Raw genomic sequence first — 21,438 nt, 5'->3', positions numbered from 1 at the left:
CCCCCTGCCGGCTCACAACGGCGGACATCGCACCGAAATAGAAGCAGGAGGAACGAACTCGTCGGACGCATGTCTCGTTTTATCTGAAACGGCTGCGATTCCGAATGCATGCCTTTGCTTTAGACGCTCGTGAACAACATGCTCGTTTCGCTATCATGGATATTGTCGATCTGGCGAACCTCCCGCAGCGTTCGGTCAAATTCCGCCAGGGTCGCCACACGAATTTCTGCAACTAGATCCCACTTTCCGCTGGTGGTGTGAACCCGGCGCAGTTCCGGCTGGCGGCGCAGGTTGGTGATGACCTGGGTGGTGCTTTTGCCGGATATCTTGATCATCATGATCGCGTTGATCTGGCCATCCTCATAGTCTTCCCGAACCCGCGCAGTGAACCCGAGCAAGGCTCCGGATTGCAACATGCGGTCGAGCCGGTGTTGCACCGTACTGCGGGACACTGACAGGATATCGGCCAGTTTGGCGATCGGTGCGCGCCCATCCCGCATAAGCAAAGCAACCAGTCGGCGATCAAGGTCGTCAAATCTGTGTTTGTCGGGTTTGTTGGAATCCATGAATTCACGATAGTTAGGTTATACCTATACATAATGTATGGTTAGTCAGCAAAATGACAGCTATTTGAGCATTGTCACTACATTCTGAAAGCCGAGAATACCTGTGATCTGACAGGAGACGCCCCGTGACCCTTTTCAAAAGCCTTCAAGCCCCATCCTCCGTCGTGATGGTCCGACCGCATCATTTTGCAGTAAACTCGGAGACATCCGACAACGCCTTCCAGTCCGCAACGCCTTCTTCGGCCGATGATGCCACCCGTGCCTATCAGGAACTGACTGAGGCGGCTGACATATTGCGGTCCCACGGGGTCGATGTGCTTCTGTTCGACGGAGAAGACCCCAGAACACCAGACTGCGTGTTTCCGAACAACTGGATTTCCACCCATACCGGTGGTCACATCGCCGTCTACCCGATGATGGCCCCGAACCGCAGATTGGAACGGCGTGCGGATGTGCTCGATATGCTGAAAACCAACTTCCGGGTGCAAGATGTCATGGATTATTCTGGTCTGGAACATGATGGCCTCTACCTCGAGGGAACCGGCGCGATGGTGCTCGATCATGTGGACCGAATTGCCTATGCGGTCGAATCCGAGCGGACGAGCCAAATTGCGCTGGAGCGGTTCTGCACCCATTTCAACTACGAGCCCATGGCTTTTTGCGCCGCTGATGCGCAAGGTCGGGCCGTTTACCACACCAATGTCTTGATGTGCATCGCGACTGAATTTGTCCTGATCGGCAGCAGTATGATCGAACAAACCGCGCGTCGCGATGAGGTGCTGCAACGTTTGAGCCAATCGGGGCGGTCGGTTATCGAATTGACCGAAGACCAGATCAGCAAATTCGCCGGGAACGCAATTGAGCTGCAAGGTGCTTCCGGGCGCATTCTAGCGCTTTCCGAGACGGCTTTGAACGCGCTGGACGCCGACCAAAAGGCCGTGAGCTCTGACAGCGCGACACTGGTCTCACTGAGCATCCCGACCATTGAGCTATCAGGCGGGTCTGTGCGTTGTACGATAGCAGGAATTCACCTGACGCCACGCGCGTAGCTGCAATTTGGATAACTGCGGCAGCTGCAGGATTGGGCAAATTCTCGTCGATGATGGACGTGGTTTTGGGTGACGTCTGGCCTTTGCACGCCTTGTTATCAGAACGGACAGGTTTGGCTGATGCCGAACGCAGCGTACCAGCGTCAACTTCGAATCCAGAAGGCGAGCGTCATCCCAAGACCGATGACGATTACAGTCATACGTATGAGTTTGACCGGCATTTTTCGCGCAATCCGCGCACCGGCGTAGCCCCCAGCTGTTGCCGCCAACATCATGATTGCGGCTTGCTTCAGGAAAACGATACCGGCCAACAGGAAGGTTACCACGGAAGCCGCAGATAAAATGAACGACAGGGCGCTTTTGAGCCCGTTCATCAAATTGATGTCCCGAAACCCAAGCCCCGAAATAAGTGATAGAAGAACAATACCCAGGCCGCCGTTGAAATAACCCCCATAAGTTGTGACGGCGAAAGTGGCCGCTGTTTTGCCAAATTTAGTGGGCCCGGCCTCTGCGCGTGTCCAGTCGCGGATCTTGTGGTCCAGGGCAAATAGGATGGTGGCAAAGAGCAACAGCCAAGGCACGACAAAGTTGAAAAGCTCCGACGGCGTCACCAGCAACAATACCGCACCTGCGATGCCCCCTGCGATGGAGAGGCCGAGAAAGTAGATCAGCTCCCCCCTATCAAACGCTTTGATTTCCGGCAGAAATCCAAGTGCGCTGCTGAGATAGCCGGGGAAAACCGCAACTGTGCTGGTCGCATTGGCCGCGATTGGTGGGACCCCCACAAAGACCAATGCTGGGAATGTCAGAAAGCTGCCGCCCCCGGCGACCGCGTTCAACAGGCCTGCCAAGAACGCCGCAACGGCAATAATTGTCGCGTCAAGCATTCTGCGCCAGAAAGTCATACGCCGAAAACGCAAAGATATCGACGAGCGATTTGAGTTCCTCAATCATGATATGTTCATCGGGCGCGCCCAGATTATGTGGCGTGAGGCCGCAAACCACGGTTGGCACGCCGGCGTAGCGATACAATCGCGCGTCGGAGGCCCCTACCCGCATGGTCACAGCTGGTTCCCGACTTAAGATCTTGGTGCAGTTCTTCCGCAATGTTTCGATTACGGGATGATCCGGCGCGGTCCAGCTGGGTTCGAACCGGCGGGTTACTTCCAATGTGACCCCGTCAACATCAGCGCAAATGCGCGTCATTTCAGCCTCGACATCAGCGACACTTACGCCAACCGGAAGGCGAATATCGCATGTGAATTCTGCCCTGTCCGCCACAAGGTTGGACAACCGCCCGCCCGAAAAGGTGCCAAATGTCACGGTCACGTTTTTGAGGACCTCGGTTTCACCCGTACCCGAGATGGCCTCCGACTTCTCAGACCAGCGATCAATGAAGGGGATCACATTGCTGCCGGTGACATCAACCGGGAAGTCGCGCAGAGTCTTCACGGCGTCCATGACCGAGGTAAGTTTTTCGATGGCGCTGTCGCCCTTGTGTACATGGGCGGCATGGGTTGACGTGCCGGTCGCGGTCACTTTTGCCCAGACCATCCCCTTTTCGCCAAACCGCAACACATCCGGCGATCCGACGTCCCCGCATATCATTGCGTCCCCCTTTGCGTGCGGGACGGTATCAAGCAGGAATTGGGTGCCTTTCAGACCCATCGATTCTTCATCACCGGCGAAGGTACATACGATCTCTCCGGGGAAGTCGCCACCCGTTTCCGCCAGACATTTCAGCGCCATGAGGCTTGCGGCAATGCCGCCCTTCATGTCGGAGATGCCAAGACCATAGGCCTTGTCTCCTTCAACCTCACCTTCGGGGCTGCGCGCCCATTTGGATAGATCACCTACGGGAAAGGTATCCATATGGCCGTTAAAGATCAGGCGTTTGCCTGGTCTGTTCCCCCGCAGGCGCAAGACGAGATTGTGAATGGGTTCCTCAGAAATATGTCTTTCCGTTTCAACGCCGGGAATTGACGCGGCGATTGCTTCGATGGCATCGGCCACCCCGCGCACGTCACCTTCGGGTTGCGGACTTTTGATACGCACCAGCTTTAAGGTCAGCTCAAGAACTTCTTCACGGTTTTCAGTCAACCATGCGTCGATCCTGTCGCGCATGGTCGCTTCTATTTGGGATGTTGTCATATCAGGCCCTCGCCGACTGCTGTTCTTTGTTCGTCAGTCGGCGACGCTGCATCATGATGACAGCAACATAGGCAAGCAGACCGAATATATAGATGATCTCTTTCGGCATCCGACCGGACTGTTCCAAGCCCACCGCGGTGACATAGTCACCCCACGTGATACCTAACTTCTCTGCGGCACCGTTGAAAGCGATGTCAGTGACAGAGAACCGCCCGTCTTCCTCAGGGCTAATGCTGAGGCCAACCGCTTGCAAAACGTCGTCCGAAGCCTCACCAGCCGTCGCGGTGAACAGCTTGTAGCGGTCACCATATTCGGTCTCGCGCGCGACGTGGAGGCGGACTTTTTGATCTGCACGGACCGATGTTTCCCCAGCAAGCACCTGTTCCAGAGGCGCATCACTGAAGGCAGGGCTGAACCTATCGAGTACGAAATCAGGGCGGAAGAGGCTGACGACAACAAAGATCAGAAGCAACGCCTCGACGAGCTTCAGGCGCACAAACATCCACTGCAATGTGAGCGAAGAAAACGCAAAAATTGCGATCAGTGACACTACAAAGACCAGCATCCCGTGCCAGATACTTTCGACACCGACCAACAACAGTTCTGGGTTGAAAATGAACACGATCGGAAGGATCGCGGTACGGATCGCGTATTTGAAAGACTGCACGCCCGTTTTCATCGGGTCCGCGCCGGAGATGGCCGATGCCGCAAACGCGGCAAGACAGACCGGCGGCGTCGCATCTGCCATGAGACCGAAATAGAAGACGTAGAGATGCACAGCAATCAGCGGCAGAACAAGCCCAGAGGCATTGCCAAGTTCGACCATGACCCCTGCCATCAGCGAAGCGACGACGATGTAGTTTGCCGTTGTTGGCAAGCCCATGCCCAGAATGATGCTGACCACAGCGACCAGTCCGAGCAGAATGTAGATATTGCCTTGGCTGAGCGCCTCAACAATGCCGAGCATTGCGTTGTTGAGACCTGTCGAAGACACGATACCCACAATGATGCCTGCCGCCCCAACGGCTGCCGTGACGCCGGTCATGGATTTGGCACCGGCCACCAACGAGTAGAACACGATGATCGCGCCTGACCGGATCCCTTTGATCGGAGACAACCCGTGTTGGCGCGCCAAAATGATCTGTTGAATGATGATGATTCCGGCCATCATCATGATCGACCAGAAGACGGCGCTGCCCGGGCTCCAGCGTTTGACCAGCAGCAGATAAACCAGCATCCCAATCGGAATGAGGAAATAGGCCCCCTCTTTCATCGTCTTGGCCATTGCGGGAAGATCCGCCTTTGGCAGTCCCACCAGGCCCAGCTTCAGGCTTTCCAGGTGCGAGATGTAAAACAACGACAGATACGCGATGAAGGCCGGTATCATAGCATGAACGATCACATCGTAATACGAGATGCCGATAAATTCTGCGATGATAAAGGCGGAGGCCCCCATGATTGGCGGCATGAGCTGACCATTGATCGAGGCCGACACCTCGATGGCGCCTGCCTTGTCTGCCGGAAAGCCGGTTTTCTTCATGACCGGGATCGTGAAGGCCCCTGTGGTGACCGTGTTAGCAATCGACGAGCCAGAGATCATGCCCGTCATGCCAGACGCAAGAATTGCGGCCTTGGCGGGCCCGCCACGATACTTGCCAACGGCCGCAAAGGACAGATCGAGGAAGAACTTGCCCGCGCCAGCCGTATCCATGAAAGCGCCAAACAATACGAACAGAAACACATAGCTGAGGGAGACGGCAATCGGGATGCCGAAGATCGCTTCACTCGTCAGCCAGTTATATCCAACAAGGCGAGAGACCGAGACGCCGCGATGGGAAATGATGTCAGGCATGTACGGGCCAAACAGCGCGTAGACCATGAAGACCCCGCAGACGATCACCAGCGGCAGCCCCACACCACGACGCGTGGCCTCCAACAGCAAGGCCATCCCAACAGCAGATATCAGAACCTCAATCGGGATGCTGAGGCCAAGAAAGTCGACATTGAGCAGGATGCCAGCGCGCAGAACAATTCCGTCATAGCCAAAATACACATAAAGCGCGCTTGCGGCAGCAATGCCGGCCAACACAAGGCTCATCCAGGACTTGCCGGGCTGGGCTTCTTCGAATTTGGTCGGGAAAAGCAGAAAACACAGAAATAAACCGAATGCGAGATGGATCCCGCGGGCTGGCAGATCGACAAAAATGCCCCAACCCAGCGAGTAGGGCAATGGCGACGCGATCCAGAGTTGGTACAATGACCAAAGGGCGGCAACAGCGATGAACGTTTTCGGCCAAGGGCCAAAATAGTCCTGTCGCTCGACTTTCAGCGCATCATCAACCGCTGCCTGTTGCAGTGATTTATCGGTCATAAGTGTGTCCGGAAGCTAAAGGAGGTGTCTCTGCCCTATGGGGCAGAGACCGGTCTGGCATTGAGCTACAGGGAGAAGAAGCTACTCGATCCAGCCCTTTTCACGGTAGTATCTTGCAGCACCCTCGTGCAGCGGCGCCGAGTTCCCGTTGTGGATCATGCTTTCCGGCGTGAGATTGGCGAATGCCGGATGCAGACCCCGGAAATCATCAAGGTTTTCAAACACGGCGCGCACCACCTCATAAACCAGCTCTGCGTCAACGCTTTCGTGGCTGACAATGGTGGCGTAGCCGCCGAAGGTGGTCACATCGTTTTGCTGCGAAGAATAAACTCCTGCAGGAATTTCAGTCTTCGCATAGAAGGGCCGCTCTTCGATCAGCGCTTGTTCCACCTCGGTATCAAGGCTGACGATCTGCGCCCCACACCCTTCGGTTGCGACCGCAACGCCAGAGTTGGGCACACCGACCACATAGGTGAACGCGTCAATATTGCCGTCGCAAAGCGCGTTGGAATGCTCTGACGATGTCATTTCGGTCACAAGGCCAAAGAAGTCCTTGTCGGTTCCGTAGCGTTCCATCAGCAGTTCAGTGGTGCCACGTTGGCCTGAACCCGGATTGCCAATGTTCAGCTTTTTGCCCTTTAGGTCCATCCAGGAATTGATGCCGGAATCAGCGGCAACAATCAGCTGGAACGGCTCGGGGTGGACGGAAAACACGGCCCGGAACCCTTCGTCATTGACCACCTTGTCGGACTCGCCATTGACCGCATAGTGCTGCCAATCGGATTGCGACACGCCCAGCTCAAACTCGCCCTGCGAAATCTGGGCCAGATTATAGGTCGATCCGTTGCTTGAAGGTGCCGCACACCGATACCCGTGCTGCCGGCCCTCTTTTCGGCCTTCAGCGGCTTCCTTGTGGATCATCCGGCAAATCGCGTTGCCGGCCACAAAATAGACCCCCGTTGGGCCGCCTGTCCCGATGGTGATGAACTTGGTTTCTGCTTGCACCGACGCCGTTGTGCCGACTGACATCAAGGCAGATATGGCTGCAGCTGTGAGATATTTCTTCATGAACGCCCCCTATGAATTTTCAGCTTGATCAAGACCACGGTAGGGGACAGTCGTCTATCATATCCAATAATTTTACTTCATCTAACTATAATTTCAGATTATAGTTTGCCTCTATGCAGATCCGAGAAATCGAGTGTTTTCAGGCAATCATGACGGCGGGCACGATGACCCGAGCGTCGCAAATGCTTGGAATTTCGCAACCCGCTGTCAGCAATACGATCGCGACTCTAGAGCACCGGCTGGGATTCAAGTTGTTCTTGCGAAAGTCGGGCCGCCTTCAGCCTACGCCTGAGGCATTGATCTTCAATGAAGATGCACAACGGATGCTTGAGGCTGTCGTTCGCACCAATGAGGCTGCGTTGAGGTTGCGCCACGGGGAGCGTGGGCATCTGACGATATCCGCTTTTCCCGGCGTCTCGATCCGGGTGCTGCCCAAAATTATCGGCCGCTTCCTTGAGACCCGTGAGGATGTTAGGATCCGGCTCTTGTCGCGCAGTTCTCATATCGTGATTGAGCAGCTTCCTTCCCAGATGTTCGACATCGCAATTGCAGAACGACCGTCGCAATTCGTAGGTGTCGATGCTGAGACGTTTACCTATGAATGTTGCTGCGTCCTTACAAAGGACCACCCTCTTGCGAAGCATGACATTTTGACACCTGAACTTCTGGATGGTGTTCCGTTTGCCGCTCTGTTTCGCGATCACATGACGACTTACCAGCTAAGGCAAGCGTTTTCGGCTGTGCAGGCAGTTTGGAATGTGACGCTTGAGGCCCAGTATTTTGCGTCCCTGATTGAATATGTACGTGAAGGCAGTGCGGTCGCTTTGATTGACCCAATCAACAGCCAAGGGTTTACAGACGGCCTTGTGACTAAGCCGTTCAAACCGGCTGTGCAGTATCAGATCGGAGTTTTGACCCCACAAGACAAGCCGCTTTCCAAAGTTGCTGAGAGCTTCCTGGAGCATCTTCGGGTCGAGCTCCGGCGGTAAAGAGGCGGTCAACTCGGGTAGATCAGTGAGGTGCTCCTCGTTTTCTTCAGTTTGCGCTGCCTGTCTTCGAAGTCAACGGGCGACAGCATTACATTGCAAATAAGCTCGCGCATTGGGTTGTAAAATAGATCGATGTATTCAAACACATCACGCCTTACCTGATCCCTTGTCCTGTATAGTGGTTCTCAGTTGTGATGCGCGACCCATCCCCAAAACGCATACCAGCCCTGCAAAATTGGCACTTCTTTAGACTCAAAATCAGGCCTAGGTGCGGCTCAGGAAACACACACATAACCTCGGAGCCGAGAAAATGTCTAACACCCTGAAAATCATGAAAGAAGCATCCATCATGATCGCGCTGACAATCGCAGTGGTTGCCGGTAACGTCACGCTCATGGTGATGTAATTTCAACAGTATCGGGTCAGTTCTTCGAGTGAGGAGAAAAGGCCTAATTCTGTTGCAGCATATGGGCTGTGCGGGTGGTCATCCGCACAGCCTTTTTTATTCCTAAAACTCACGTCGGCAGTTAGCCTCACCTCGCCGGTTGCAACACTTAGCGGTAACACCGGTGAGCAGTTTCAGAAGAGAATTGTGCAATCGCTTCTTGGACACACTCCGCCCTTGCGGAGGCGCGCTTGATGCCCGAATAAATGTTGGCAGATGAGCCAACTCACTCGCCCAACTTGGCCATACATCGTATCGATTCCAACACGAAATGGGTGATCGGGATGTCTTCTTGAAAACTAGACCAAGAATTGGTCAACGGCTTCGCCCTGACCTTGAAGCCCCCATAAATCTCCTTGTTCATAATGGCTTGGCCGCCTTTGCACGCTCGCAGCATTCCCCAAATGACGGTTCATAGACATCTGGCTTGTACCTCTTCGCAAACAAAAACTTGCCACATTGGAGTTTATCGCCCTATGCTTGACCGTAGGGTAGCCTATGTTCTTACTGCTGCCGCCAAAAAAAATAGCTCTACCAACCGACAGGAGGACTAAATGTCATTCACTTCTCGCCTTACAATGATGACCGCGGTGGCAGCTCTGCTTGCATCAGCTGCAGCAGCAGACACACGCCTACGGATCGCCGGAACGGTGCCCGCCGAGCACTTCGGGAACGCTGTTCTTGAACAGATGGCAAAGGACATCGAAGACGCGGGCGTAGGTCTCGACGTCAAATATTTCCCCGCGGGCCAACTTGGCTCAGGTGAAGAGCTGCTCGAAAGTGCCATCCGTGGTGAAGTGCAGATGGTTCATGCGACCGTCTATGCGCAAAAGGACCCACGCCTGGAGATCAATAGCCTCCCCTTTATGGTCACCACCAAAGCAGAGCTCGACGCGGTCTATGGTGATCCAGACTCGGAGTATAACAAGATTCTGGAAGAGATTCTGACCTCCTTCGGGATTCAGCCACTCGGGACAATCGGCGAAGGCCTGATCGGGATGATCGCGACCGAGCGCCCTGCCGACCCGACGAAAATCGGCAGTCAGGGCATGAATGTGCGCGCCTGGTCGTCACAGATTGCCAAGCAAACGATGGAAGAGCTCGGGTACAATGTGACAACGCTCAACTGGGCGGAAGTCTTCCCAGCCGTGCAGGCCGGCACAATCGATGGCGCTATCTGTTGCACGCCTGAATGGGCCTACACCACCTTCGCCGCCAGCGGTGTTGGCACCACATATGTGCCCTACAACGCCTTCATCGAAAGCACGATGATCTACGCCAACAAGCGCTTCTATGACGGTCTGACAGACGAGCAGCGCGCAGTTGTTGAAAAAGAATCCGCTGAAGCCGCAGCGGAAATCAGCAAGCTGGCCTGGGAACGCAGCCAAGGATTTGTGGACCAGTTGAAAGAAGCAAACTGGGAGATCGTTGAGTTCACCCAAGAAGAGCGTGACGCCATCAAAGCGCACATCCAGGCAACGGTTTGGCCAAATGTGGCGGACGTTGTTGGACAGGACATTCTTGATCGCCTGACCGCAAACTGAAGCCTTGTGAAGTGGGTCGCTCTCCCCGGCCCACTTCACCAAACCTGGAGCGGTCCCCGTGATAGAACTCGCTGATCAATTGCCTCCGAGAGTCGGGGCAACCGTAAAACAATTGTTAAAGATCAAGTCATTCTTCCTGATCCTTTCGACCTTCATTCTGGCACTCACCTTTTTCATGGTCGTTGTGTTTCGCTACATCCTCGAAAGCGATCTCTTTGCTTACGAAGAATGGCTTCTGCCAATGTGCTTTTGGCTTTTCTTCCTGGGCAGTGCGGTCGGCACCTACGACGATACGCAGATCAAGGCGGACATTCTCGAGGAATGGTTCAAGAATCCCCGCGCCATTTGGATGCGTCGTGTGATCCTGACTGCTATCGAGCTGTTAATAACAATCTTCCTTGTTTACTGGGCCATTCTCATGCTCCGTGACGAGCTGGCATCCTATCCGCAATGGCAGACGACCATCGCATTGCGCATTCCCTTCTTTGTCCCGCGTCTGGGTATCTTTGTGGGTCTTGTGTTCATGGCGCTGTACAGCGCGCTCCACCTCTACGTCCTTCTGAAACTCGGCGTTGACGCCTTTGCCAAACAACTTGAGGCGGATGCAGAAGCCAAGCGCATTGAACGGGAGGCAGAACAATGATTATCGCAATTTCCGTTTTGCTGATCTGTGTTCTGCTCTTTGCAGGCATCTCCGTACCGTTGGCCTTTGGCGGCGTTCTGATCTTTCTGGCCTATACCGGTGGTCATGATGTGTCCGGCTTCATGCCTACCGGGCATTGGAAACTGAACACTGTCGTCATCCTCGTGATTCCGCTCTTCATCCTTGCAGGCGATATCATGAAGAACGGCCGGATTGCCGCTCCAATTGTTGACTTAGCTGAAATGCTTTTGGGGCGCATTCGCGGTGGTCTCTCGGGGGCTTCCGTTGTTGCAAGTGCGATGTTCGGTGCCATCTCTGGCAGCGGTGCGGCCACATTGACGTGCATCGGCGCGGTCATGATGCCGCATCTTCGCAGGGCTAAATATCCTGAAGGCTTCTCCGCAGCACTATTGGTTGCCGCTAGCCCGCTTGGCCTGCTCATTCCGCCAAGCTCTGCGCAGTTGATCTACGCCTGGCTGACGCAGCAATCCGTTCTAAAGTGTTTTCTGGCAACAGTTCTGCCTGGCATCATCGTGGCCTCGCTGCTCGTGATCATCAACCTCATCATGATGCGCAAACAGACCGATATTATCCTGCCAGAACATCAGGAACAGTTCGTCAAAGCCTTCAGCAAGAAATCCTTGGCGGCCTTCCCGGCGCTGATGATGCCGATTATTATTTTGGGCGGCATCTATGGCGGCATCATGACGCCTACCGAGGCTGCCGGTGTTGCTGTGATCTACGCAATCCCGATCGGGTTCTTTGTCTACAAAGGTCTGAACTGGAAGATCTTTATGGACACGTTGAAGGAGTCATCCGTGACGATTGGCGTGGTCATGGTGATGATTTTCATGGTGTTGATCGTCAGCCGTTTCCTGATCTTCGAAGACATCCCAGGATTGGCACAGGACTTGATCTTCTCGATTTCGGACAACCCGATTGTGGTGCTCTTGATGATCAACCTCACAATGATCCTCATTGGCATGATCATGGATGACTTCAGCGGTCTTATCTTGAGCGCTACTCTGCTCTTGCCGATTGCCACGAGCGTTGGTGTGGACCCGATCCATTTCGCGGCGATCCTCGGTGTGAACCTCGGCATGGGCAACATCACGCCCCCCACTGCGCCTCTATTGTTCCTCGGCGCACGTGTAACGGGTGCACCGGTGCAGAAAATGCTTGGGCCAACGATGATTTTCATCATCTTCGCCTGGTTGCCGACACTTGCGCTCACAACCTTTGTGCCTGGCGTGGCGCTTTGGTTGCCTGAGCTGTTGCTCGGATAAGAGAGGGAGCGGCATATATGACGCGGCACTATTCTGCTCTCTCACTCCTTCGAGAAGGTCTCAAAGGACATACAGGCTGGGCCCCGCTTTGGCGGAGCCCGGCACCCAAAGACACCTATGATGTCGTCATAGTCGGCGGCGGGGGCCACGGGTTGGCCACGGCCTATTATCTGGCAAAGAACCACGGCGTGACCAATGTCGCCGTGATCGAAAAAGGCTGGCTTGGCGGGGGCAATACCGGGCGAAACACGACCGTTATCCGCTCCAACTATTTCTACCCTGAAAGCACGGCGCTGTATGATCTTTCGGTGCGGCTCTATGAAGGCCTGTCGCGCGACATCAATTACAATGTGATGTTCTCTCAACGCGGCATGATGGTGCTGGCCCATTCCGATGCAGAAATGGAATTGGCCGCGCGTACGGTCAATGCCATGCAACTGGGTGGCGCAGATGCCGAACTTCTGGACGGCAAAGAAGTCCAGAAGAAAGCACCCGTCCTGAATTTCCGGGACGATGCACGCTATCCGATCCATGGAGCGATTTTCCAGGGACGTGGCGGCACCGGACGTCATGACGCTGTGGCCTGGGGCTATGCGCGCGCGGCGGACCGGCTTGGTGTCGACATCATTCAGAACTGCGAAGTGACCGGGTTTTTGATCGAAGGCGGTGTTTGTAAGGGCGTCGAGACATCTCAAGGCCTGATCCGATCTGGCAGCGTCGGAGTCGCGACTGCGGGTCATTCATCCGTACTTGCCGAAATGGGTGGCTACAAATTGCCACTGCATTCCTATGCTTTGCAGGCTTTTGTGACTGAAGCGATCAAACCCTTCATGGACACGGTGGCCTTCTCTCCGATGACCGGCAGCTATTTCAGCCAATCCGACAAAGGTGGGCTGGTAATCGGTGGCGGTTTGGACCGGGTGCCGTCCTATGGGCAGCGTGGCAACACCCCGACCCAGGAAACGGTCCTGGCCGGGATCATCGACATGGCCCCTGCCCTCGCAAAGGTCAAACTGCTCCGGCATTGGGCAGGCATTGTCGATGTGAGCCCTGACAGCTCCCCATTAATCGGGCCGTCCGGGACTGAGGGGATCTATATCAATTGTGGATGGGGCACGGGCGGGTTCAAGGCCATTCCGGCGGGCGGATACCTCTTCGCTCATTTGCTTGCCAATGGCGCGCATCACGACATCAGCCGACCCTTTGATCCGGGTCGGTTTAACACCGGTCACCTCATCGATGAGGCCGCTGGTTCTGGCATTGCCCATTGAGGATAGTATTGAATGCAGCAGTTCCCCTGCCCCTTTTGCGGATTGCGCGACGAGCGAGAGTTTCACTTCGCCGGTGAAGCCGGGAAAACCCGACCGGACACGACCAAAGAGATCAGCGACGCCGATTGGACGACGTATCTGTATTACTGCACCAATGCCAAGGGTCCATCCCGCGAAATCTGGGTGCATACAACCTGCCAGGAATACTTTGTCATGACGCGGGACACAGTCTCGATGGAAGTCCTATCGACTGAAGCTTTGAACGAGGATGCGGCATGAGCGGAATGCGGATCAAAGACGCAGGTCTGATCGACCCAAGCAAACCCATCAAGTTCACGTTTGATGGCAAGGCCTATAGTGGGTTTAAGGGTGACACGGTCGCGTCCGCTTTGTTGGCCACTGGTATCCGTGTCTTCGCGCGCAGCTTCAAGTATCACAGACCACGCAGCGTCTGGGGGGCCTGGTCAGATGATCCCAATGCGATTGTCGATATCGCGTTGGATGGGATTTCATATCCCAATTGTCAGGCCACGACGACGGCTCTGGCCGAGGGCATGGAGGTCCGCTCGATCAATGCCTGGCCGTCGGCAGAGCGAGACGTGAAAGGCGTTCTAGACCTGGCACACCGGTTCCTGCCGGCCGGGTTCTACTACAAGATGTTCATGTGGCCCGACTGGCACCTGTTTGAGCCAATGATCCGAAAGATGGCCGGTCTCGGAACGCTCGAAAAAGAAGTGTCGGACCAATTCCAATCCGCAATCCTGCACGAGCATTGCGATACGCTTATTGTCGGAGGGGGGCCTGCCGGTTTGACGGCAGCGCGCGTGGCCGCCGAAGCGGGCAAGTCGGTTACGCTGGTCGATGATCACGCGGAACTGGGGGGCAGTCTCTTCAGCATGGCCCATGCCAGAGGCTTGAACGCCTCGGATTGGGTCGCGGAACAAACCGCTGCCATACAATCTGCAGGCGGTCACATCCTGACCGATACCACTGCAATCGGTGTGTACGATCACCGCATGATCTCGCTGGTCACAGATCGCGGGTTGGGCACAGCACCCATCTTGCGCAAAATGCGAGCCGATCACGTCATCATCGCAACCGGTGCCATTGATCGTCCGGTTACCTTTGTGAACAATGATCGCCCCGGTATCATGTCCGTTGATGCGGGCACCGAATACCTCGCGCGTTATGGGGTTCGGGTGGGAGAGAAGATCGCCTTTCTGACCAACCGTCCGGATGTGTCGACTAACCTGGAGCAATTGGCGGCGGCGGGCGCTTCCATAGATATAGTGGAAGCCGCTACGCCGCACATCCAAGCGATCGGCACGAAGTCCATCACGGGCCTCGTTGTCGGTGGGAAGAGCATCAGCTGCGACACAGTCTTGGCCTCCGCAGGACAGACCCCGCTTGTTCACCTCTGGCGCCATGCCGGCGGCAAGCTTGCATGGGACGAGGACCGGCAAACCTTTATTCCATCAGCAGGCCCGGACTGGATGCGCGTGATTGGCGCAGCTGCTGGTACGTTTGATTTTGACGTTGCCGTTCAAGAGGCAACAGCTGTGGCGCTGAAGGCCCCTGCACCGCCGCGGTCAATCTACAAAGTCACGCCCCTTAGACCCGATTTGGCCAATAAGGGTCGGCAGTGGATCGACTTCCAACACGATGTCACGCTCAAAGACGTGGCACTTGCACACCGCGAAAATATGGTCTCGGTCGAGCACCTGAAACGGTACACGACACTTGGAATGGCCGGTGATCAGGGCAAGACGTCGAATATCGCAGGCCTGTCAGCTATGGCCGAACTCAAAGGGCAAAGCATCCCTGAAGTTGGCACAACGACCTTCCGTCCGCCCTTTGTCCCGGTTCCGCTTGAAGCTTTTCGCGGAACGAAACGTGACCGGCAGATGGCCCCGCTGAAACGCCTTGCGCTTGAGCCAGAGCACCGCGCGCTTGACGCTGCGATGGGGGAATATGGCGGATGGCTGCGGCCGGCCTGGTATGGCGGTGATGACGAAAAGACAGCAGTTGTGAGAGAATGCAAGATTGCGCGCGAGGCCGCCGCGATTATGGATAGTTCGGCTCTGGGTGCCATCGAGGTGATCGGCCCGGATGCACGAGACTTCGTCAATTTCGTCTACTACAACACCATGTCCAACCTCAAACCTGGGCGTATCCGCTACGGCTTCATGCTGAGCGAGTCCGGGTTGGTCTTTGACGATGGGGTGATGGCCTGTGTCGACGATACGCGCTTCATTATTTCCTGCTCGTCTTCGCACGCAGACGCGGTCATGGCACATCTTGAGCATTGGCGGCAGGATTCCTTTGATCCCAAGCGCGTCCATATCCACGACACGACAGTGAACTGGTCCACAGTGACAATCGCAGGTCCAAAGGCGTCAGACATCGTTGCAGAGCTCGGCGTGCTCGAGAACTTGCGCGACTTTCCACATATGTCGCTCAGGTTTGGGGACTTTGAAGGCGAAGAAGCCCGTGTCGCCAGGGTCAGCTTTACGGGCGACACGAGTTTTGAGATCTCGGTTCGCAACGACTTTGCGGCGACGCTTTGGCGTAAGACCTTGGAAATTGGAAAGAAACACGGCGCAGGCCCGGTTGGGGCAGAAGCCCTGACGGTTCTGCGTGCTGAAAAAGGTTACATCCTCGTGGGTAAGGATACTGATGGCGAAACCATGCCGCACGATCTGGGCTTTGGGGCACCACGTCTCAAGAAATCCGCGGCCTTCGTCGGCGACAGGAGCCTACATTCCGAAAAAGCCAACAGTGAAGCTCGCAAACAGCTTGTCGGACTTATCGTCAAGGATGGTGAGCCAATGCTCCCTATTGGTGCCCACATAGTGCGCAACAAAGACGGCAAACGCCGCTCTCTCGGCTATGTCACCACCAGTCACTACAGCCCAACATTGGGTCGGCCAATTGCGCTTGCCCTTGTGGAGGGTGGTGAACATGCGATGGGAGAACCAGTCGATCTTTGGCACTTGGGCCAGGCACGAAGTGCCAAGATCGCGGCCTCCTGCGCCTTTGATCCAGAGGGAGCACGGATTGATGCGTGATGATCGTAACAAATGGCCTGTCACCGTGGAATCCGAACGCCCAAACCTGGTTCGTGATACAGTCTCTATGCGCCAGGTTTCTTTGGCCAGACAAACTGTCATCAGCGGTAACTTCGAAGACTGCCTGACTCTGAGTGGACTTGAAACAGCTGTTGGCGGCGGCACCGACTTTGCCAGTGGCGACACTTACGCTCTGCGTCAAAGACGTGATCGTATTGTTATGATCAATGCCCCTGACATTGCCGATGGCTGGCATTCTGAGCACAACGTTGCGGTGTCGGACATGACGTCGGCCTATTCTGTGATCGAAATGACCGGGGCCAGAGTCGAACAGCTGGTTGCAACTGGAACCGAATTTAATGGTGATCACGCGTCGGCCTCCGTTTCCCGGCTCTGGCATGGTTTTGGCATCCTTCTCTATCGGTACGGAGATGTGGACGTGTTTCGGATGCATGTTCGAAGCGCGCTTGCCGATGCGGTATGGAACATGCTGGAGCGTCAGATCGACAGTCTGGCCAGTGTTTGGGCCGATCAAGGAGATATAGGTGAGATGGCAAAGGACATGGACGGCGCTAAATTGACCTGCAAAGAAGTAAGTTAACGGAAAAGGACAGGGACTTCAGGTGAACGCCAGAAAAAGAGCACCAAAATCCGGCACAATCTCGGCTCAGGATTGGATCGATTCTTCGCGCGCCGTCCTGATCAAGCGTGGGATATCGGCGGTCAAGGTTGAACCTCTTGCAAAGAAACTTGGCGTGACCCCGGGCAGCTTCTATTGGCACTTCAAGAACCGTGATGCCCTTTACCGCGCACTGCTCAAGGACTGGCTGGCCACAAATGTGCATCCGTTTGTCGAGGCACTGGAAGAAGCCGCAGAATGCCCCAAAGCGCAGTATCTTGCGCTCGCATATGTCTGGGTATTGAGCCCACAATTCGATGCACCGCTGGATGTTGCAATTCGAGAATGGGGGAAAACCTCAAAACTCGCGGCGCGCACTATGAAATATGTCGATCACAAGCGCATATCGCTTTATCAATGGGTGTTCGAAGGTTTTGGACATGATCCGATGTCTGCCATTGTCCGCGCGCGCACCATGTATTTTCACCAGATTGGTTATTATGCGATGCGTGTTGATGAAGACCCGGACAAGCGTCTCCTTCAAATCCCCCACTACGCCGAAATCATCGCCGGGGACGCCTGGCTTCGTGATCTTGAAACGCCCGAAGCGATCAAAGCGGCTCTTGTTGAATTTCCGCGGCGCGAGAGCCTCGCAGATCGGATCGCGCGCCGCCGCCACGCCGGGGTCAGCTAGCTTTGCAGGTCCGGAAAGACGTGAGTCTGTTTGACCACGCCATAGACAAAGCTTGTATCGATTGAATTGATACAGCCTATCTCGTGCAGGCGCTGGCGCACAAACCGCTCGTAATCCTCGAGATCTTCAACCACCACACGAAGGAAATAGTCAGCCGCCCCGGTCATCACAAAGCACTCGAGAACTTCGGGGATCTTACAGACTTCTGCCTCGAAAAGTTGAACTGTCTCGCCAGTGTGCGCGTTCAATGTGACCCGGACAAACACCATGATTGGAAACCCGTAGGCCTTCGCGTCGACATCGATGCTGTAGCCTTTGATGACACCATTCTGCTCAAGGTTGCGTAGCCGTCGCAGGCAAGGTGACGGGGACAAGTTGACGTTCTCGGCAAGATCGAGATTCGTGATGCGCCCATTCTTTTGAAGAGCGCGAATGATCTTGCGATCCGTAGCGTCAATTTTGACTTCTTTTGGCATAAAATGCTAATATCACTATTCTTTGGGGCTAATATAACAACCTAATGCCTTTTGATCCATCCTAATATGCCTGACGTGTCAGGAGGATAGATCATGCAAACGGACAGGACGGGCTTTTCGACGCGGGCGATCCATCATGGGTATGATGCCGCAGCGCATCAAGGATCTCTCAACCCACCGGTCTATATGACATCGACGTTCACGTTTGAGACTGCCGAGGCTGGCGGGGCAATGTTCGCAGGGGAGCAGGCAGGGCACTTTTACAGCCGCATCTCAAACCCGACGCTCGACCAGTTGGAGCAGCGTATCGCAAATCTTGAAGGTGCAGAGGCAGGTCTGGCCACCGCGTCGGGTATGGGTGCGATCAGTTCGGTATTCTGGACGTTCGTTGCCGCTGGCGACGAAGTCATCATCGATAAGACGCTCTATGGGTGTACCTTCGCGTTTCTGACTCACGGGCTGCCAAGGTTTGGTGTGACCGTCACGCCAGTTGATCTGACCGACCCTGCCAACCTGGAAAGTGCAATCACAGACCGCACTAAAATCGTTTACTTCGAGACCCCTGCAAATCCCAACAACCGCCTCGTAGACATCGCCGCAATTTCCCGGATCGCCCATGAGAAGGGTGCGAAGGTGGTTGTCGACAACACCTATGCGACGCCTGTCCTCACGCGACCGCTGGAACATGGCGCGGACATCGTTCTGCACTCAGCGACCAAATACCTTGGCGGCCATGGTGACCTGGTGGCAGGCCTCGTTGTGGGGTCTACCGAAGATATGAAACAGGTCCGGCTCATCGGGCTGAAGGATATGACCGGCGCGGTTATGGCGCCTCTGACGGCCATGCTGGTCCTGCGCGGTTTGAAGACGCTCGAGCTGCGGGTGGACCGGCACTGCCAATCGGCCAGGCGCATCGCGCAAATGCTGGAAGAGCATCCGGCCGTGGAGCGCGTGCACTACCCCGGTCTTGATAGCTTCCCACAGGCCGACCTTGCGCGTCGGCAGATGTCAGATTTCGGTGGGATGATCCCGTTTGAAGTGATCGGCGGCAAGGCTGGCGGCATCGCGATGATGAACCGCCTCAAACTCATCCAACGCGCTGTGAGCCTCGGGGATGCTGAAAGCCTGATCCAGCACCCCGCATCCATGACCCATTCCACGTACACGCCAGAAGAGCGTGCCGAACACGGCATCGCCGAAGGATTAGTACGCCTCTCTGTGGGTCTCGAAACTGCGGACGATCTGATTGACGACCTGATGACGGCGTTGTCGCAACACAACGCTATTGCTGCCGAATAACGCTTACGTGCGGAGGACCCTATGACCGAGAAACGACTTTACGGCGACGCTTCGAGCCAACCTGCGAAACGCCAGACCGGGCGCTGGATCAACGAGCTGGACCGGTCCCGCCAATCCGGTCCGTTCCTGGACGCACATCCCATGGGTAAGATGGGCATGTCGACCAAGGCTGTCCACGCAGGCACTCATGACGATCCGCGCACGGGTGCTGTCGGTACGCCGATCTACCAAACATCGACCTTCATTCTGCACGAAGAAACCTATGGGTCGATTGAAGAAGGGTTCGGTCGCGACCGCTTCATCTACACCCGCTATGGCAACCCGTCCCAATGGGCGGTGCAGGAAAAGCTGGCGACGCTCGAGGGCGCGGAAAGCGCAATTGTCTTCAGTTCCGGTATGGCGGCGATCACGGCTGCGGTGATGGCCATGGTCGATAAAGGCGCACATGTGGTGGCGGCAAGCGACCTTTACGGCGGCACCTATAACCTCTTCAATCAGGAATTTCCGTCGCTGGGGATGTCGGCAACCATGGTCGACAGCTATGACCTCGAAGCAATCGAAGCGGCCATCCAGCCGAATACCCAGATCCTCTATTTCGAGGTGATCACCAATCCGGTGCTCAAAGTGGTCGATATCCCCGCACTGGTGGATATCGCAAAACGGCATAACTTGCGCCTGATCGTGGACAGCACCTTTGCCCCTCCCCCGGTGATGAAGCCGTTGGAGATGGGCGTCGATCTTGTTGTGCATTCTGCCTCCAAGTACCTTAACGGCCACTCCGATCTCATCGCCGGTGTTGTGTGCGGCCCCCGCAAATTGGTCGACATGATTTGGCCAAGACTGCTCAACTATGGCGGCTCACTGGACCCTCATGCTTGCTTCTTGTTGGAGCGCGGGCTCAAGACTCTCGATATCCGTATGAAGGCCCATGAAGCCTCGGCAACCGCCCTGGCGGAGTTCCTAGAAACGCATCCGGCCGTTGAAAACGTGCTCTATCCCATGCTGCCCAGTCACCCCGATCACGCGCGCGCCAAAGAGCTGATGAAGATGGGGACGGGCAATGTGACTTTCTTTGTGAAAGGGGGCGATCAGGCAGCTCTTGCGCTTATGGATAAGCTGCACCTGCCAAAACAGGCCACGAGCCTTGGGGGCATCGAAAGCCTGATCAGCCTGCCCTTTAACTCCTCACAGGCGACAATGACCAGCCGCCAACGTGCTGACATTGGCATTCACCCTGGCTGTGTCCGTCTCTCTGTTGGTATCGAAGACCCCGCCGACCTGATCGCTGACTTCGATCAGGCTCTTAACGCCATTTCCACCATGAAAGGGGCCGCATAATGCGCAACTCCATCCCCACCGCCGCCCTCAGTGAGTTCGTCAACGAAGTCGCAGGCAATCCCGAAGAAGGTCTGATGAGCTATGGTATCGAGGTCGATTGGGAAAGCGGTACGCGTGCACGCACGTCTACCAAGCCGATGCTTGTCGGCCCCCATAAGGTCAGCCGGTCCTTTGTCTGGAAGGCGGACGAGCCGCGCCAATTGATGGGCAACAACCATGGGCCGAACCCGCAGGAATTGCTGCTCTCGGGTCTTGGCTCGTGCATGATGGTGGCCTTTGTCGCGGGGGCCACGGCAGAAGGCATCCAACTTGAATCCGTCAAAATCGACTTCGATGGCACGCTGGACTTGCGTGGTTTCATGGGACTTGGCACCAACGCACCGGTTGGCTTCCCGGAAATCCGTTACACGATCCATGTGACCGGCGACGGCACGCCCGAGCAGTTCGAAGAGCTACATAAGAAGGCCATCAAACACAGCCCGAATGCGCAGACGATCATCAACCCTGTGTCTTTGTCAGGGGACATCGTTGTGAACCAGATCGAAGACTAAGATCCTACCG

19 protein-coding genes and 1 pseudogene are annotated in these 21,438 nt (G+C 55.6%); 13 read left to right on the top strand and 7 right to left on the bottom strand.

The features are described 5' to 3' along the window. Positions 1 to 119 precede the first annotated feature (119 nt). Positions 120 to 566, bottom strand: a complete 447-nt coding sequence (locus Q1A89_RS22580; RefSeq protein ID WP_299733865.1) for an Lrp/AsnC family transcriptional regulator — start codon at positions 564 to 566, stop codon at positions 120 to 122. A 167-nt stretch (positions 567 to 733) separates the two neighbouring features. On the opposite strand from Q1A89_RS22580, the gene ctlX reads away from it, so the two are divergent. Further along, positions 734 to 1,615, top strand: coding sequence for a citrulline utilization hydrolase CtlX (ctlX, locus tag Q1A89_RS22575; RefSeq protein WP_299733877.1), 882 nt, complete (start codon positions 734 to 736; stop codon positions 1,613 to 1,615). 143 nt (positions 1,616 to 1,758) lie between these two features. Here ctlX and Q1A89_RS22570 read toward each other — a convergent pair whose 3' ends face one another. From Q1A89_RS22570 to Q1A89_RS22555, 4 genes are all read right to left on the bottom strand, one after another. Continuing rightward, positions 1,759 to 2,502 carry a sulfite exporter TauE/SafE family protein gene (locus Q1A89_RS22570; RefSeq protein ID WP_299733863.1) on the bottom strand — a complete coding sequence of 248 codons (744 nt, stop codon included), beginning with the start codon at positions 2,500 to 2,502 and terminating at the stop codon, positions 1,759 to 1,761. Beyond that, positions 2,495 to 3,766 carry a M20/M25/M40 family metallo-hydrolase gene (locus Q1A89_RS22565; protein WP_299733861.1) on the bottom strand — a complete coding sequence of 424 codons (1,272 nt, stop codon included), beginning with the start codon at positions 3,764 to 3,766 and terminating at the stop codon, positions 2,495 to 2,497. Before Q1A89_RS22565 ends, Q1A89_RS22570 begins: the two co-directional genes overlap by 8 nt. A gap of 1 nt (position 3,767) precedes the next feature. Further along, the gene (locus Q1A89_RS22560; protein WP_299733859.1) at positions 3,768 to 6,137 is read right to left on the bottom strand and encodes a TRAP transporter permease; all 2,370 of its coding nucleotides are present in this window, start codon (positions 6,135 to 6,137) and stop codon (positions 3,768 to 3,770) included. 81 nt (positions 6,138 to 6,218) lie between these two features. Next, the gene (locus Q1A89_RS22555; protein WP_299210635.1) at positions 6,219 to 7,205 is read right to left on the bottom strand and encodes a TAXI family TRAP transporter solute-binding subunit; all 987 of its coding nucleotides are present in this window, start codon (positions 7,203 to 7,205) and stop codon (positions 6,219 to 6,221) included. A 113-nt stretch (positions 7,206 to 7,318) separates the two neighbouring features. Between Q1A89_RS22555 and Q1A89_RS22550 the strand changes: the two genes are divergently transcribed. Next, a complete protein-coding gene (locus Q1A89_RS22550; RefSeq protein ID WP_299733857.1) occupies positions 7,319 to 8,194 on the top strand; it encodes a LysR substrate-binding domain-containing protein in 876 nt (291 codons plus the stop codon). An 8-nt stretch (positions 8,195 to 8,202) separates the two neighbouring features. Here Q1A89_RS22550 and Q1A89_RS22545 read toward each other — a convergent pair. Next, positions 8,203 to 8,370 (bottom strand): annotated as a pseudogene (locus Q1A89_RS22545) (hypothetical protein); the annotation flags it as partial. 823 nt (positions 8,371 to 9,193) lie between these two features. Here Q1A89_RS22545 and dctP point away from each other — a divergent pair. The 8 genes from dctP to Q1A89_RS22505 are packed head-to-tail and all read left to right on the top strand — an operon-like array spanning position 9,194 to position 17,764. Then, positions 9,194 to 10,183: a TRAP transporter substrate-binding protein DctP gene (gene dctP, locus Q1A89_RS22540; RefSeq protein ID WP_299210639.1), complete on the top strand. Its 990-nt coding sequence runs from the start codon at positions 9,194 to 9,196 to the stop codon at positions 10,181 to 10,183. A gap of 58 nt (positions 10,184 to 10,241) precedes the next feature. Next, positions 10,242 to 10,826: a TRAP transporter small permease gene (locus Q1A89_RS22535; RefSeq protein ID WP_299733855.1), complete on the top strand. Its 585-nt coding sequence runs from the start codon at positions 10,242 to 10,244 to the stop codon at positions 10,824 to 10,826. Next, the gene (locus Q1A89_RS22530) at positions 10,823 to 12,112 is read left to right on the top strand and encodes a TRAP transporter large permease (RefSeq protein ID WP_299733853.1); all 1,290 of its coding nucleotides are present in this window, start codon (positions 10,823 to 10,825) and stop codon (positions 12,110 to 12,112) included. The genes Q1A89_RS22535 and Q1A89_RS22530 overlap by 4 nt, the downstream gene beginning before the upstream one ends. A 17-nt stretch (positions 12,113 to 12,129) precedes the next feature. Further along, the gene (locus tag Q1A89_RS22525) at positions 12,130 to 13,383 is read left to right on the top strand and encodes a sarcosine oxidase subunit beta family protein (protein WP_299733851.1); all 1,254 of its coding nucleotides are present in this window, start codon (positions 12,130 to 12,132) and stop codon (positions 13,381 to 13,383) included. A 12-nt stretch (positions 13,384 to 13,395) separates the two neighbouring features. Then, positions 13,396 to 13,662 carry a sarcosine oxidase subunit delta gene (locus tag Q1A89_RS22520; protein ID WP_299210647.1) on the top strand — a complete coding sequence of 89 codons (267 nt, stop codon included), beginning with the start codon at positions 13,396 to 13,398 and terminating at the stop codon, positions 13,660 to 13,662. Next, positions 13,659 to 16,451 (top strand): 2Fe-2S iron-sulfur cluster-binding protein, encoded by a 2,793-nt coding sequence (locus Q1A89_RS22515; RefSeq protein WP_366524525.1) that lies wholly within the window; start codon positions 13,659 to 13,661, stop codon positions 16,449 to 16,451. Before Q1A89_RS22520 ends, Q1A89_RS22515 begins: the two co-directional genes overlap by 4 nt. Then, positions 16,444 to 17,052, top strand: a complete 609-nt coding sequence (locus Q1A89_RS22510) for a hypothetical protein (RefSeq protein WP_299733849.1) — start codon at positions 16,444 to 16,446, stop codon at positions 17,050 to 17,052. The genes Q1A89_RS22515 and Q1A89_RS22510 overlap by 8 nt, the downstream gene beginning before the upstream one ends. 22 nt (positions 17,053 to 17,074) lie before the next feature. Beyond that, the gene (locus tag Q1A89_RS22505) at positions 17,075 to 17,764 is read left to right on the top strand and encodes a TetR/AcrR family transcriptional regulator (protein ID WP_299733847.1); all 690 of its coding nucleotides are present in this window, start codon (positions 17,075 to 17,077) and stop codon (positions 17,762 to 17,764) included. Here Q1A89_RS22505 and Q1A89_RS22500 read toward each other — a convergent pair. Further along, positions 17,761 to 18,240, bottom strand: coding sequence for an Lrp/AsnC family transcriptional regulator (locus tag Q1A89_RS22500; protein WP_299733845.1), 480 nt, complete (start codon positions 18,238 to 18,240; stop codon positions 17,761 to 17,763). The two genes, Q1A89_RS22505 and Q1A89_RS22500, sit on opposite strands and share 4 nt — an antisense overlap. 93 nt (positions 18,241 to 18,333) lie before the next feature. Between Q1A89_RS22500 and Q1A89_RS22495 the strand changes: the two genes are divergently transcribed. Genes Q1A89_RS22495 through Q1A89_RS22485 form a run of 3 tightly spaced genes read left to right on the top strand, consistent with a single transcriptional unit; the run spans position 18,334 to position 21,428 of the window. Continuing rightward, positions 18,334 to 19,539 carry a methionine gamma-lyase gene (locus Q1A89_RS22495; RefSeq protein ID WP_299733843.1) on the top strand — a complete coding sequence of 402 codons (1,206 nt, stop codon included), beginning with the start codon at positions 18,334 to 18,336 and terminating at the stop codon, positions 19,537 to 19,539. Positions 19,540 to 19,560: 21 nt separating this feature from the next. Next, a complete protein-coding gene (locus tag Q1A89_RS22490) occupies positions 19,561 to 20,877 on the top strand; it encodes a PLP-dependent aspartate aminotransferase family protein (RefSeq protein ID WP_299733841.1) in 1,317 nt (438 codons plus the stop codon). After that, a complete protein-coding gene (locus Q1A89_RS22485; protein WP_299733839.1) occupies positions 20,877 to 21,428 on the top strand; it encodes an OsmC family protein in 552 nt (183 codons plus the stop codon). Before Q1A89_RS22490 ends, Q1A89_RS22485 begins: the two co-directional genes overlap by 1 nt. Positions 21,429 to 21,438 lie beyond the last annotated feature (10 nt).

It is taken from the genome of uncultured Tateyamaria sp., assembly GCF_947503045.1.
Taxonomy (GTDB): domain Bacteria; phylum Pseudomonadota; class Alphaproteobacteria; order Rhodobacterales; family Rhodobacteraceae; genus Tateyamaria.
Note: the sequence above shows the minus strand (reverse complement) of the source record. Positions and strands in the feature narration are given on the sequence as shown.